Source organism: Minwuia sp. (assembly GCF_048007105.1).
Lineage (GTDB): Bacteria > Pseudomonadota > Alphaproteobacteria > Minwuiales > Minwuiaceae > Minwuia.
This window is the reverse complement of sequence record NZ_CP180352.1, coordinates 2,977,054-2,990,525: the sequence shown is the minus strand read 5'-3', so window position 1 is coordinate 2,990,525 and position 13,472 is coordinate 2,977,054. Positions and strand designations below refer to the sequence as shown.

15 protein-coding genes are annotated in these 13,472 nt (G+C 66.6%); 8 read left to right on the top strand and 7 right to left on the bottom strand.

Annotated features, from left to right (window positions below; genetic code table 11):
• Window positions 1-2: 2 nt before the first annotated feature.
• The 3 genes from rpmF to ACMVY4_RS14495 are packed head-to-tail and all read right to left on the bottom strand — an operon-like array spanning window position 3 to window position 1,325.
• A complete protein-coding gene (gene rpmF, locus ACMVY4_RS14505) occupies window positions 3-188 on the bottom strand; it encodes a 50S ribosomal protein L32 (RefSeq protein ID WP_416896732.1) in 186 nt (61 codons plus the stop codon).
• A 25-nt stretch (window positions 189-213) separates the two neighbouring features.
• Window positions 214-753, bottom strand: coding sequence for a YceD family protein (locus tag ACMVY4_RS14500; RefSeq protein WP_416896731.1), 540 nt, complete (start codon window positions 751-753; stop codon window positions 214-216).
• Between the two features lie 20 nt (window positions 754-773).
• Window positions 774-1,325, bottom strand: a complete 552-nt coding sequence (locus ACMVY4_RS14495) for a ubiquinol-cytochrome C chaperone family protein (RefSeq protein ID WP_416896730.1) — start codon at window positions 1,323-1,325, stop codon at window positions 774-776.
• Between the two features lie 105 nt (window positions 1,326-1,430).
• On the opposite strand from ACMVY4_RS14495, the gene ACMVY4_RS14490 reads away from it, so the two are divergent.
• Window positions 1,431-1,883, top strand: coding sequence for an outer membrane protein assembly factor BamE (locus ACMVY4_RS14490; RefSeq protein ID WP_416896729.1), 453 nt, complete (start codon window positions 1,431-1,433; stop codon window positions 1,881-1,883).
• Between the two features lie 21 nt (window positions 1,884-1,904).
• On the opposite strand, the gene ACMVY4_RS14485 is transcribed toward ACMVY4_RS14490, so the two are convergent.
• The 4 genes from ACMVY4_RS14485 to ACMVY4_RS14470 all read right to left on the bottom strand — a co-directional run bounded on the left by ACMVY4_RS14485 (window position 1,905) and on the right by ACMVY4_RS14470 (window position 5,990).
• The gene (locus ACMVY4_RS14485; protein WP_416896728.1) at window positions 1,905-3,485 is read right to left on the bottom strand and encodes a lysine--tRNA ligase; all 1,581 of its coding nucleotides are present in this window, start codon (window positions 3,483-3,485) and stop codon (window positions 1,905-1,907) included.
• Between the two features lie 70 nt (window positions 3,486-3,555).
• Window positions 3,556-4,419 (bottom strand): hypothetical protein, encoded by an 864-nt coding sequence (locus tag ACMVY4_RS14480; RefSeq protein ID WP_416896727.1) that lies wholly within the window; start codon window positions 4,417-4,419, stop codon window positions 3,556-3,558.
• Window positions 4,420-4,430: 11 nt separating this feature from the next.
• Window positions 4,431-4,784 carry a DUF6285 domain-containing protein gene (locus ACMVY4_RS14475; RefSeq protein ID WP_416896726.1) on the bottom strand — a complete coding sequence of 118 codons (354 nt, stop codon included), beginning with the start codon at window positions 4,782-4,784 and terminating at the stop codon, window positions 4,431-4,433.
• 87 nt (window positions 4,785-4,871) lie between these two features.
• Window positions 4,872-5,990, bottom strand: a complete 1,119-nt coding sequence (locus ACMVY4_RS14470) for a DSD1 family PLP-dependent enzyme (protein WP_416896725.1) — start codon at window positions 5,988-5,990, stop codon at window positions 4,872-4,874.
• 89 nt (window positions 5,991-6,079) lie between these two features.
• Here ACMVY4_RS14470 and ACMVY4_RS14465 point away from each other — a divergent pair, with 89 nt between their 5' ends.
• The 7 genes from ACMVY4_RS14465 (at window position 6,080) to ACMVY4_RS14435 (ending at window position 13,467) form a co-directional block, all read left to right on the top strand.
• Entirely contained in the window at window positions 6,080-7,102 is a 1,023-nt protein-coding gene (locus ACMVY4_RS14465; protein ID WP_416896724.1) for a S1C family serine protease, read from the top strand.
• A gap of 179 nt (window positions 7,103-7,281) precedes the next feature.
• Window positions 7,282-9,054 (top strand): putative bifunctional diguanylate cyclase/phosphodiesterase, encoded by a 1,773-nt coding sequence (locus ACMVY4_RS14460; protein WP_416896723.1) that lies wholly within the window; start codon window positions 7,282-7,284, stop codon window positions 9,052-9,054.
• A 22-nt stretch (window positions 9,055-9,076) separates the two neighbouring features.
• On the top strand, window positions 9,077-9,943 hold the full coding sequence (locus tag ACMVY4_RS14455; protein ID WP_416896722.1) for a tetratricopeptide repeat protein: 867 nt from the start codon (window positions 9,077-9,079) through the stop codon (window positions 9,941-9,943).
• 89 nt (window positions 9,944-10,032) lie between these two features.
• On the top strand, window positions 10,033-10,623 hold the full coding sequence (locus ACMVY4_RS14450; protein ID WP_416896721.1) for a gamma carbonic anhydrase family protein: 591 nt from the start codon (window positions 10,033-10,035) through the stop codon (window positions 10,621-10,623).
• An 8-nt stretch (window positions 10,624-10,631) separates the two neighbouring features.
• Window positions 10,632-11,627, top strand: a complete 996-nt coding sequence (dgcN, locus tag ACMVY4_RS14445) for an N-acetyltransferase DgcN (RefSeq protein ID WP_416900318.1) — start codon at window positions 10,632-10,634, stop codon at window positions 11,625-11,627.
• Entirely contained in the window at window positions 11,624-12,604 is a 981-nt protein-coding gene (gene dgcA / locus ACMVY4_RS14440) for an N-acetyl-D-Glu racemase DgcA (protein WP_416896720.1), read from the top strand. The genes dgcN and dgcA overlap by 4 nt, the downstream gene beginning before the upstream one ends.
• Before the next feature lie 11 nt (window positions 12,605-12,615).
• Complete coding sequence (locus ACMVY4_RS14435) at window positions 12,616-13,467, top strand: DMT family transporter (RefSeq protein WP_416896719.1); 852 nt, start codon at window positions 12,616-12,618, stop codon at window positions 13,465-13,467.
• Window positions 13,468-13,472 lie beyond the last annotated feature (5 nt).

Below are 13,472 nucleotides of genomic sequence, written 5' to 3'. Positions count from 1 at the left end.
CGTCAGATCGCGTCGCTGCCCTCGGTCACTTCGCGGTCCTTGTAGTGCCCGCACGATGCGCAGACATGGTGCGGGCGCTTGATCTCGCCGCAGTTCGGGCACTCGTTGACCGCCGAAGCAGCCAGCGAATCGTGGGACCGCCGCATGCCGCGCCGCGAACGGGTCACCTTACTCTTGGGTACAGCCATCTCTCTCGTTCCTTCAAACCGTCCGTCAGCCGCCGGAACTGCCGCCCGCCGGATCGTCGCCGTTCATCCGTTCCTTCAGCCGCGCCAGAACCGCAAACGGGTTCTCGCGGGCGTCCGCCGTGTCCGTGCCTTCCGCCGGCATCTCGGCATCGAGCCGTCTGGGCCAGGGATCCAGTCCAAGCGCCAGATGCTCGGCCATCGCCGCGCCGATATCGATCCGTCCGTCCACCATGGGCTCGGGCGGGTCATCCTCATCATCGATGTCGATAACGGTCGGGCTGGCAGACACGGAAGTTGCAGGCGTGTAATGCAAGCTGATCCGCTCGTCAACCATCTGGCCCACCGGCTCGAGGGTGACCACACAGGCCTGTTCCAGGGCCGCTTTCAGCTGGAAATCCACGAATACGCCATCATCGGCCGGCCAGATCCGCCCATCCGCCTCCAGCCGTTCCAGCGAGACGAGATCCAGCTGCTCGCACAGCGCCTGACGCGCCGCCTCGTCCATCTCGACATGGAAGTTCATGCCGTCCGCCCGTATCGCGCTGACATCCAGCCAGCGGGACACGGCATCGCTCCCACCCGCGCTCACGAGGTTCCCTCCGGTTCGGGAGCGCCGAACTCGATCCGTCCGTCCAGCAGCGCCGCATCCGGCAGTTCCTTCAGGCTGCGCTCCAGCGCCATGACATAGTCCGTCACCGCCGCCTGAACGGCCTCGGGCACATCGCGGCCGCGGTAGAGATTCCGGTGCAGCGCCTGCCGCAGCACCTCGGCGTCTCCAGCATCCAGCGCCTCGTCATAAGCGACCGCGCGGCCGTAATAGGCGTGAGTCATCTTCTTGACCCGGTGGCCGATGCCGATATCGCCGACGCCCGACAGCCTGAGCCCCTGATCCAGATCCTGAATGAAGACGTCGAACAGGTGCTGCTGCGCTGCCTTCGCCTTCTCCGGCAGCGCCCGAAGGCGCCGGATCAGGAGATGGACATGCAGCACCAGCATGTCGAAGCGACCGTCGAAATCGTCCTGGACGGCCATCTTCTCGAAGAACAGCGGCTCCCGCGCCTGCGATCCGGCGGTGCGATACATCGCATAGGCCGCTTCCTTCAGGGGGTCGGCGCCGAAAAGGCCGAACAGAGCCACGATCATTCCTCTCGGTTGACAAGCCGCTGCCAAGGGGGCAATCGGAGACTTTCAGCTAGGCGCGCCCGCGCGCGCCGTCAATGGTCTTAGGGAAGCGTAACGTCCATGCCCATGCGCCGTTCAGGCATTGTTGCCGTGCTGCTGCTGTCCGCCCTGGTGGTCGTGCAGGGCTGCACGCAGACCCGGACCACCCGCGGCTATCATCTGGAACTTGAGGACGTGGACAAGATCCAGTCCGGCGTCACCACGCAGCAGCAGGTCGCCCAGATCCTCGGCAGCCCCTCCAGCGTCGCGGCCTTCAAGGCCCATGCGGACACCTGGTACTACATCTCCAAGAAGACGGAGAAGTATACAGAGCTGGACGAGAGCGTCGTGGAACAGAAGATCGTCGCGATCTCCTTCGACGAGGCCGGCCGCGTCGCCGAGGTCAAGCAGTACGATCTCGCCGACGCCCAGGATATCAGCTACTCCAGCCGCGAGACCCCGACCCAGGGCGCGAAGCTCGGCTTCCTCGAGCAGCTGTTCCAGAACTTCCTAGGCGGCAATATCGGGCGGTAGCCACGGCGCCGCCGGTCAACCTCAGGCCGCTTCCCGCGCCAACCCTTCTTCGATCAGCGCAATCGATTCCGAGACGCCGTAGAGCGCGACGAAGCTGCCGAAGCGCGGCCCCTGGGATTGGCCGAACAGGACCTCGTAGAGCGCCTTGAACCAGTCGCGCAGGTTCTCGAAGCCGTGCGCCTTGCCGACCTCGTAGACTAGGTTCTGGATCTCCTCGCCGCTCGCGCCGGCCTCGACGCTGCCGAGTTGCGCCGCCAGATCGGCCATGGCCGCCCGCTCTTGCGCCGTCGGGTCACGGTACGCCTTCGAGGGCTTCACGAAGTCCCGGTAATAGGCCAGCGCGTAGCCGACCAGATTGTCGAGCACCGGGTTGCTTTCCGGCGTCGCATCCGGCGCGTAGCGGGTGATGAAGCCCCACAGTACCGCCTTGTCCTCGGTGTTGCAGACGCTGGCCAGGTTCAGAAGCATGCCGAAGCTGACCGGGCTGTCGACGACAGGCGGATGACCGGAATGGATGTGCCAGACAGGGTTCTGGAGCTGCTTCGCCGGATCCTCGTCGCGGTACTTTTCCGAAAAGCTCAGATACTCGTCCACCGCCTTCGGAATGACGTCGAAGTGCAGGCGCTTGGCGCGCTTCGGCTGCTGGAACATGAACAGCGACAGGCTCTCCGGGCTGGCATAGGTCAGCCACTCCTCGATCGACAGGCCGTTGCCCTTGGTCTTGGAGATCTTCTCGCCGTTCTGGTCCAGAAACAGCTCGTAGGTGAAGCCGTTCGGCGGCGTGCCGCCGAGAATGCGGCAGATCTGGCTGGACAGCTTGACCGAGTCGATCAGGTCCTTACCCGACATCTCGTAGTCGACGCCCAGCGCGCGCCAGCGCATGGCCCAGTCGGCCTTCCACTGCATCTTCACCGCGCCGCCGGTCACCGGCGTCTCGATCTTCTTCCCGTCCTCGCGCTGGTAGACGATGGTCCCCGCGTCTGCATCCCGCTCGATCACCGGCACCATCAGCACCCGGCCGGTTTCCGGGCAGACCGGCAGGAACGGGCTGTAGGTAGCGCGTCGCTCCGGACCCAGCGTCGGCAGGATCACGTTCAGCACGGCGTCGTAGTGGACGAGGAACAGCTTGAGCACCTCGTCGAACTCGCCGGCCTTGTAGCAGTCGGTGGCCGAGCGGAACTCGTACTCGAAGCCGAACTGGTCGAGGAAGGCCTGCAGCCTCGCATTGTTGTGCTGGCCGAAACTCGGATGCGTGCCGAACGGGTCCGGCACCACGGTCAGCGGTTTGCCCAGATGCGGTTCGATCAGCTCCCGGTTCGGGATGTTGCCGGGCACCTTCCGCAGACCGTCCATGTCGTCGGAGAAGGCGATCAGGCGAGTCTTCACGTCCGGCGCAAGGGCCTGGAACGCAATGCGCACCATGGTCGTCCGCGCCACTTCGCCGAAAGTGCCGATATGCGGCAGGCCGGACGGCCCGTAGCCGGTCTCGAACAGCACCTCGCCTTTCGGGTTGCCCGATTTCTCCACGCGCTTGAGAAGATCCCTCGCTTCCTTGAAGGGCCAGGCGTTGGATTCCATCGCGATATCGCGGATGTCGGACATGTCGGTTTCTCGAACTGGTTGGCGCCGCCCGCGCGGGCGCGGCGGACCCTATGCCCCGGGCGCTTTCAGGTCAATTGCCGCCCAGATCGCCGTGCGCCAGCACCTGGAACGGCTCGCCCTGTGCACGGCTGACGCGGATCCGGTAGTAGCCCGAGCTGTGAATCTCGCAGAGGAACTTCTCGCCGCGGTTCGAGTTCAGGAAATAGGTCACGTAGAGCTGGCTGCGCTCCGGCACCGGCTCGCCGTCGATCTGGACGCCTTTCAGCGCCGGAATGTTGGCAAGTATGTAGCGGCACCTGTCGAAGCCCGGGCGGGCCTGCTTCTCCTCGCTCCCGGCGAGCGCCTGGAAGTTGCCGTCCCGGAGTTCGATGTCGTTGTGGACGTAGCCCTGCCGCTTGATCACGGTCACGATGGCGATGAACGGCCCCTCGGAGACGAGGCCCGTCCGGCCTTCGGTGAACAGCTGCATCAGTTCGGTGGCGTGGTTCGGGACGTAGAGTTCGGCGAAGCGGGTCAGGGCCTGCCGCGCGTCGGCGCGGTCCGCATGCCGCGGCGCCGCCTGCCCGCGGGCGTTTCGGCGTTCGTTGTCGAGCCAGGTGAACTTCACCTTGCGCGTGATGTTTTCCTGGTCAACCGGTTGATAAATCGAAATCCGGGCCGTCTCGTATTCACCGATGGTGCAGTGACGGCGGAGATCGCTGAATTCGTCGCCGGCCAGTTCCACGAACCGGCGGCAGGCGAAGCTGTCCTCGATCCGCTGGCTCTCTTCCCGGAACGGTCCGAAACCCTTGTTCGGCCGGAACTCGGGCGCCTTGCCGAAGACCGCGAGCCAGGCCCGCTGCACCGGCGCCGGACCGGAATCGCCGAGCATCAGGAAAGCGAAGAACAGGATCGCGAGGCCGGCCAGGACGGGGATGAAGAGACGCTTGAACACGGGTGCGGCGCTCAGGCCTCTTCGCGGTATTTCGGATTGGCCACGGCAAGTTTCTCCCGCGCCGTCTGCTGCAGATGGGCAAGCACCGCGCCCTCGCCGTCCGCCATGCCGCCGCGCAGGGCCTCGGCCAGCTTCGCGTTCAGCCCCGCCCGGCCGCCATCGACGTCGAGCAGGTCCCTGAGCCGCGCGGTCTCGGCATCAGCCAGAGCTTCGTCCTGCGCCAGCTCCCGCCGGACGATGGCCACGGCATTGGCCGCGACACGGGCGTGAAAGGCCGGCTGCCCCTCCAGCTTCGGCACCGCGACGTCGCGCAGGAAGCCTTCGACCGCGTCCAGCAACTCCTCGACAGTCGGCCTGTCCTGCATGACCTCTACTCCCAGATCGCCGCGCCACTGCGTTCGCCAATCATATCCATTTCCACTGCCGTGGCGATGCAGGGACGCGGATCACCTTCAGAACACGGCGCCGCGGGCCGTCACGGGCCAGAGCGCCTCAACCACATCGCCACGGACGGCGACATACCAGTCATGGAGATTGACCGTCGGATCGCAGTGCCCGGGAATCAGCCGCACCTTGCCGCCCAGCGGCGGGCTGTTGCCGGAACCGGTGTCCAGCGTGCCGTGCTCGTCCGAGGCGCCGAGATACCGGACGCCCGGCGGATCGGCGACCGCCGGCAGCCCGGAGTCCACGGCCAACGATTTCAGCCCTGCGTCGACGACCGCGCGGCCGCTGCGGGCAGCGCTGACGACCCCCGCGAGCAAGTAGAGGCTGTGGTCGAAGACCGAGACCGCCTCGCCGCCTTCGTCCAGATTGGCCGCATAGTCGGCATCCATGAAGACGTAGGACCCGCATTGCAGTTCGGTCCAGATGCCGCTTGCGGCCTCGAACTCGAAGCTGCCGGTTCCAGCGCCGGTCACAGCAGGACAATCGACACCGGCCGCCGCCAGATCGGCGAGCACCCGCCGGACGATGACCCCGGCCCCGGCGATGGCCGCGCCGCGCTCGCCGTGATCGCGGATATGCTGGGCGCGGCCGTGATAGGCCTGCAGGCCAGCGAAGCGGACTCCTTCCAGCGCGGACACGTGGCGGCATAGCGCGGCCGCGCCCTCCGGATCGACGCCGCAGCGCCCCATCCCGACATCCACCTCGACCAGCATCGCGATCTCGCCGCCGAAATGCCGGGCCGCAGCCGCGATCTCGGCCGCGTTCCCCGCATCGTCGACACAGACGCCCAGCCGGACATGCCGGGCCAGCGAGGCGAGCCGGCCGATCTTCTTCGGGCCGACGACCTGATTGGAAACCAGGATATCGCCGACCCCGCCCGCGGCCAGCAGTTCGGCCTCCGAGACCTTCTGGCAGCAGACGCCGACGGCCCCCGCCTCGATCTGTTTCAGAGCGATGTCGGCGGATTTGTGGGATTTGGCGTGGGGCCGCAGCGCGACGCCTGCCCTGTCTGCCGCTCGCTGCATCAGGGCGATGTTCCGCTCCAGCGCGTCGAGATCGACCAGAAGCGCCGGCGTATCCACCTCATCGACAGGCTGGCCGGCCCGGACCGGCGGCGGCAACGTCATCGGTACTCCCCATCGCCGAAGCGTGATCGCGCGCCATCTTGGCGGTGCCGAGCGGGACGCGCTACGATCCTGAACCTGGAGGCTTTGCCATGACAAGAAGGTATCGTTTTCTCCGTTCGGCAGCCGCGCCGCTTGCTGCCCTCGTTCTGTTTTTCGCCGGACCGGCAGAAGCGCAGACAGGCCAGGAACCCGCGTCCGGCATCTACGAACAGGCGATGCGCGGCATCGTCCGCGTCGAGGCCGAGGTGCCCGGCGACGCGCGGACCGCGAGTTTCCTGGGCACCAACCGCGACGGCAGCGGCATCGTGATCGACGATTCGGGACTGGTGCTCACTGTCGGCTACCTGATCCTTGAGGCGATGTCCGTCACGGTCACCGACGCCGAGGGCGCGCCCGTCCCGGCCGAGATCGTCGCCTATGACTACGACACCGGGTTCGGTCTGGTCCGCGCCGAGCGCCCCCTCGGCAGGCCGGCGGTCCCGCTCGGCATCTCCGCTGGCGTCACTGACGGCGACACCGTGCTGTTGCTGACCGAGGCCGGCCCCTCGTCGGTCCAGCCCGGATCGATCGTCGATGTGCGGCGCTTCACCGGCTACTGGGAATACCTGCTGGAGGACGCGATCTTCGTCTCGCCGCCGCATCCCGACTGGCAGGGCGCAGCGCTGATCGGCGCGGACGGACGGCTTCTGGGCGTCGGCTCCCTTTTCGTCGAGGACGCACAGCGACGGCCGAGCCGGCTGCCCGGCAACATGTTCATCCCCGTGGACGCGCTGAAGCCCGTGCTCGCGGATCTGCTGACGGAAGGCCGCTCCACCGCCTCCGACCGGCCATGGCTCGGCGTCTTCACATCGGAGCATAGGGGCTATGTCGTGGTCACGTTCGTCGCCCCGGACGGGCCGGCAGCGGAATACGGCCTGCAGCGTGGCGACGTCATCCTGCAGGTCGGCGAAACGCCGGTCCGCACCATGGCCGAGTTCTTCCAGACCGTGTGGAAGCAGGGCAAGGCAGGCGTCACGGTGCCCCTGACCATCGGCCGGCAGGACGGCATCGCCAGGGTCGATGTGGTATCTGCAGACCGCTACGCCTACATGAAGATCGGCAGCACGTTCTGACCCGCGACGGCCTTTCGACCCCGCCCATTAAGACCTTCTTTACGTCATGCGAGTAGTTCTGAGGGGGTGAGACGGACCGGTCGGCCCGACTCGCATTCCCGGGAAGGAAGCATTCCTTTCCTTTCAGCCTCGCGACGCAGAAGGCCGTTGGCGAAAGGCGGAAGAAGTTGAGAACGGGCATGCACAAAGGCCGCTTTCAGGTCCTGACTGTCGCGTCGGGGCCGAGTGTTCTGGACAACATCGCACCCAGGCTCAGCGTTTCGGGCGCGACCGTCGTCGCCGAACGCGTAGCCAGCGCCAATGAAGCGATCATGGCGCTCGACGTGTCCGACTACGACTGCATCCTGTTCGACGTCGCCCACGATCCCGAGCCGGCGATCCAGCTGAAGGCCGCCCTTGGCGAACTGAAGCGGGTCGTGCCGATCATCGTCGTCGCCGACAAGCTTTCCTCGACCGACATGGTCGGCCTGCTGAAGTATGACATCGCCGACTGCATCAATTCCGACGACCTGCGCATCGACAAGGTCGTCCGCGCCATCTGGAACGCGACCCGCGCCGCCCGCACCGAGCGCGCGCTCTCCATGGCCGAGAACCAGCGCGCCCACAATGCGCTGCACGATCACCTGACCGGCCTGCCCAACCGCTCGCTGTTCTTCGACCGTCTGGAGCAGGCGATCTCGATCTCCGACCGCACCCGCGATCCGGTCGCCCTGCTGACCCTGGACATCAACGGCTTCAGCCGCGTCAATGGCGAGATGGGCCACGAGATCGGCGACATCCTGCTGCAGCAGCTGTCCCGCCGCCTGGCCAAGGCGCTGCGCCGCTCCGACACGCTGGCCCGCATCGGCGACGACGAGTTCGCCGCGATCCTGCCGACCGGCGCCACCGAGGAAGGCGCCGAGCAGGCCGCCCAGAAGCTGATCAAGGCGCTCGAGGCCGCCTTCGAGATCGGCGATCACAGCTTCTCCATCGGCGTCCGGATCGGCATCGCCTTCTACCCGCATCACGCCACCCGCGCCTCCCATCTGATGGTCCGCGCCGAGAACGCGATGCGAGACGGCCGACGCAGCAATCACCGTTTCGCCGTTCACATGGCCGGCGGTCCGGGCGACGAGACCGGCAGCCGTCCGCTGGTCGAGGACCTGCGCCGCGCCCTCAACGACGGCGACCGCCAGCTCTTCGTCACCTTCCAGCCCAAGATCGACCTGGCCACAAACCGCGTCGACGGCGTCGAGGCGCTGGTGCGCTGGCGTCATCCGACCCGAGGCATGGTCTTCCCCGACGCCTTCATTCCGCTGGCCGAGGATGCCGGTCTGATCGACCGCCTGACATTCCACGTCTTCAACCATTCCCTCGCCCAGCAGGCGGCCTGGCGCGCCGAGGGCATCGATCTGGCCATCTCGGTCAATGTCTCGCCGAAGACGCTGCAGAATCCCCGCCTGCCCGATCACGTCGAGAACATGATCCGGTCCTGGTCCGCCGATCCCTCCCGGGTCATGGTCGAGATCACCGAAGGCGCCATCATCCTGGATGTCGACCGCGCGACCCGCACCCTGGAGGCGCTGGACAAGCTGGGCGTCGGCATCTCCATCGACGATTTCGGCACTGGCTACACCTGCCTGTCCTATATCCGCCGCCTGCCGGTGAGCGAGATCAAGGTCGACAAGTCCTTTGTCCTCGGCATGTCGCAGTCGCCCGACGACTGGGTCATCGTCTCCTCGCTGATCGAGCTCGGCCACAATCTGGGCATGTCGGTCGTCGCCGAGGGCGTCGAGGACCAGCGCACGCTGTCCGCATTGTCCGAGATCGGCTGCGACATGGGCCAGGGCTACTTCATGTCCCGCCCCGTTCCGGCCGACGAACTGACCGAGTGGCTGGCGACTTCCAGCTGGGGTCTCAGGACGCCTTCGCTGGGCGGCGGCGGCAACATACATCAGTTGCACGCCAGCTAGTCTTCATGAGATTGTCCCCCGCATGGCGGAGGGAACGACGAACCGGCCCGCCCCGGCCGGCTCACGGCTGGGCGTACTTCTCGCGATCGCGATCGCCGCGGTCGCGCTCGGATTCCTGAACCCCCGCCCCGCCGCGGCAGACGATCCCGGACGTGACGCCTTCATCCGCGGCGCCTATGCGGAAGCCATGGACGTCTGGCTGCCTCTAGCGGAGGCTGGCGACGCCCACGCCCAGTTCAACATCGGTCTGATGCATGACGAGGGTCTCGGTACCGCGCCCGACCAGGAACTGGCGCGGATCTGGTGGACCCGGGCCGCGGAGCAGGGTCTTGCCGAGGCGCACCACAACCTCGCGCTGCTGGAGATCGAACTGGCCAGCCGGGATCTGGGCGGCGATATCGCGGCCGCCGTCGGCCATCTCGAATCGGCGGCCGAGACCGGACATCTGCAATCCCACTACACGCTCGGAAAACTCTACGAGGTCGGGCTGGGCGTCGAGAAGGACATGGAGAACTCCGTCCGGCATATCCTGACGGCGGCGGAGGGCGGCTTCGCACGCGCCCAGTACAATATGGGCAAACGCTATCGCGACGGCGACGGCGTCGAGCAGGATTCGAAGATCTCGACCGAATGGTTCCGGCGCGCCGCCATGCAGGGGCATCCGGGCGGCATGGATCATCTCGCCCGCCGGCTTCATGAAGGCGACGGGGTGGAACAGGACGACGTCCAGGCGATGGCCTTCGCCATCCTGGCGGCCCGCAAGGGTTATCCGGATGCACGGGAACTGGCGGATTCGCTGAAGGCGCCGCTCTCGATCGACCTGCTGGACGAGGCCTTCAGCAAGGCCAACGCCTTCGAACCCGAGGTGGTCACCGGCCCGGTGGATTGACCTCGCTCTGCACCTGCCGCGCTTTCCAAGCCGCCAGTGCCGTGCCAACCTGTGCGCCCATCAGCGACCCCAGTCCCGCAGGAGCATCGATGCCGTTTCACGGTCCCGACATTGTCATCAAGAACCCGGCCTTCATTCACGACACCGTCCAGGTCTACGGCAAGGTCACCATCGAGGACGGCGTGTCCGTCTGGCCGAACGTCGTCATGCGCGCCGAGAGCCAGCAGATCGTCATCGGCAAGCGCAGCAACATCCAGGACTTCACGATGATCCATGTCGGCGCCGGCTCGGATTCGATCATCGGCGAGGACTGTTCCGTCACCCATCATTGCACCATCCATGGCTGCACCATCGGCGACGCCTGCCTGATCGGCATCAATGCGGTGGTCGCGGACGGCGCCGTGATCGGCGACAACTGCATTGTCGGACAGAACGCATTCGTCCGCGAGAACCAGAAGATTCCCGCGAACTCGATCGTCGTCGGCGTCCCGGCGGCCATCAAGGCCACCCGCGACAACGAACTGCCGAACCGCATGAACGCGTTCATGTATTACGAGAACGCCCTGGCCTATGCCGCTGGAAACTATCGCCGCTGGAGCGAGGAAGGCTTCATGAAGCTGGCCGCCGACGAGATGGACCGGCTGAAGGCGATGATCGCCGGAAGAACGGAGAACGCATGATGGCCGCCATCGATATCCAGAGCCCCTATCTGATGTTTCTGGGCGACGTGCACGATCAGCTGGCGGCCAAGACCGCGACGGGCGTGGTGCACTGGCGCCGCGGCGACTGCATCGGACAGGTCCGCTTCGAGAACTGCGGCGCAGACCTGGGACTCGAGGACATGGACATCGCCGCCGGCAAGGCCGCGGGCGCACGCACCCTCGTGATCGGCGCGGTCAACCCGGGCGGCGTCCTGCCCGACCACTGGGTCGCCGCCATCGTCGAGGCTCTGGAAGCGGGCATGGATGTCGCTTCCGGCCTCCACACCCGGCTGACTTCCAACGAAACCGTTGCGGCGACAGCGAAGCGTCTCGGCCGCAGGCTGTTCGACGTACGCCACGCGGACGGCACGTTCCCGACCGGCAAGGGCACGAAGCGCACCGGGAAGCGGCTGCTCACCGTCGGCACCGACTGTTCCGTCGGCAAGATGTACACCTCCCTGGCAATCGCGGCCGAACTGCGCGCCCGCGGCGTCGCCGCCGACTTCCGCGCCACCGGCCAGACCGGGATCCTGATCGAGGGTACCGGCGTGTCGGTAGACGCCGTGGTCTCGGATTTCATCTCCGGCGCGACCGAGGGCCTCAGCCCTGACAACGATCCCGATCACTGGGACATTGTCGAGGGTCAGGGCTCGCTTTTTCATCCTTCCTTCGCCGGGGTCACCATCGGTCTGATCCACGGCAGCCAGCCCGACGCGCTGGTCATGTGCCACGAGCCGACGCGCAAGAAGATGCGCAATGTCGAACACCCGATCCCGGACATCCGCAAGTGCATCGAAGCCCATGTCGAGGCGGCGCGGCTGACCAATCCGGACGTCCGCTGCATCGGCGTCGCCGTTAACACCAGCGCACTCGACGATGTCGGCGCGACCGACTGTCTCAAGTCCATCGAGCAGGAGACCGGTCTGCCGACCGTCGATCCCGTCCGCACCGGCGTTGCGCGGCTGGTGGACGCGCTGCCTTGAGGACACTCGGCGTCGAACGGCAGGAATGGCCGATCCGAGGCGCGTTCCGGATTTCCCGCGGCTCGAAGACCCGGGCCGAGGTGTTGGTGGCGAACGTTACCGCCAACGGCGCGACGGGTCGTGGCGAATGCGTGCCCTACCGCCGCTATGGCGAGACGTTCGAGAAGGTCAGGAAGCAGATCGAGGATGCCCGCAAGGCCATCGAATCCGGCGCATCCCGCGAGGACCTGCTCGACCTGATGGCCGCCGGCGCGGCGCGGAATGCCGTCGACTGCGCGCTCTGGGATCTGGAAGCCAAGCTCTCCGGCGCGACCGTCCACGAACTGGCAGGCCTGCCCGCGCCCGGACCGGTCACGACAGCCTTCACGGTCACGCTCGAGACGCCCGAGAAGATGGCCGAGGAAGCCGCCCGGAACGCACACCGCCCGCTGCTGAAGCTGAAACTCGGCGAAGGCGATGCGGACATTGCCCGCGCACGCGCCGTCCGGGACGCCGCGCCAGACTCCACGCTGGTTGTCGACGCCAATGAAGGCTGGAAACCGGAACAGCTCGACGAGCTGTTCGCTGCCTTCGCGGAGCTGGACGTGAAGATGGTCGAGCAGCCCCTGCCCGCCGGCGGAGACGAGGCCCTCGCCGGTATCGCGCGCAAGGTGCCGGTCTGCGCCGACGAGAGCTGTCACGACAGCAGCAGCCTGCCGGCGCTGAAGGGCCGCTACGACATCGTCAACATCAAGCTGGACAAGACTGGCGGCCTGACCGAGGCGCTGCGTCTTCGCGAGGCGGCGCGCGCCGCGGGCTTCCAGGTCATGGTCGGCTGCATGGTCGCCACCAGTCTGGCCATGGCGCCGGCGCTTCTGGTGGCGCAGGGCGCGGACTTCGTCGACGTCGACGGGCCTCTGATGCTGAAGCAGGACCGCGAGCCGGGTCTCCGCTTCGACGGCTCCATCGTGGCCCCGGCCGGCGATCTGTGGGGCTGACCGGAACCATCATGCCGACAGCGCTGGTCGTCGCCCTCTGGATGGTCTTCTCCGCTGCCGGCTTCGCTGCCATCCTGGTGATCGTGCGGGAACTGTCTCAGGACCTGCCGGTTTTCGTCCTGAACTTCTGGCGCAACATCTTCGCGGTGATGTTGTTCCTGCCCTGGCTGGCCCGGAACGGCTTCGGCGCCATGCGGACCCGCCGCCTGCCGCTGCTGTTTCTGCGGTCGGTGGTCATGGTGACGTCGTCGATCATGCTGTTCTACTCGGCGGTGCTGATCCCCATCGGCGAGGCGACGGCGATCACCTTCACCTCGCCGCTGTTCACCACGCTGCTGGCCGCACTGCTTCTGAAGGAACATGTCGGCTGGCGGCGCAGCCTCGCCCTCGGCGCCGGGTTCGCCGGCGTCCTGATCATTCTCCGTCCGGGCATGGAAGCAATCACGCCGGGCGCCTTGCTGGCCATCGGCTCATCGATCCTGTTCGCCTTCGTGGTGATCATCGGCAAGCGGCTTTCGGAAACCGAGAGTCCGGGTCTCGTCATCCTGATGCTGTCGCTGATCAACCTGCCGATCTCCTTCGTCCCGGCGCTGGCTGTCTGGCAGTTTCCGGAAGGCAGCGACTGGGTCTGGCTGCTGGCGCTCGGCATCGCAGCGACGATGAACATGTACGGTATCCAGCGGGCGATCTCCGCCGGTGACGCCAGCCTGAGCCAGGTCTTCGATTTCGTCCGGCTGCCGCTGGCCGCGCTGGCGGCCTGGCTCGTCTTCTCCGAAGTGCCGGATCCGTGGACCTGGGCGGGCGCAGCGGTAATCTTCGCCGCCGCCGTCTACACCACTCGCCGCGAGGCCCGCGCGCGCTGAGCTGA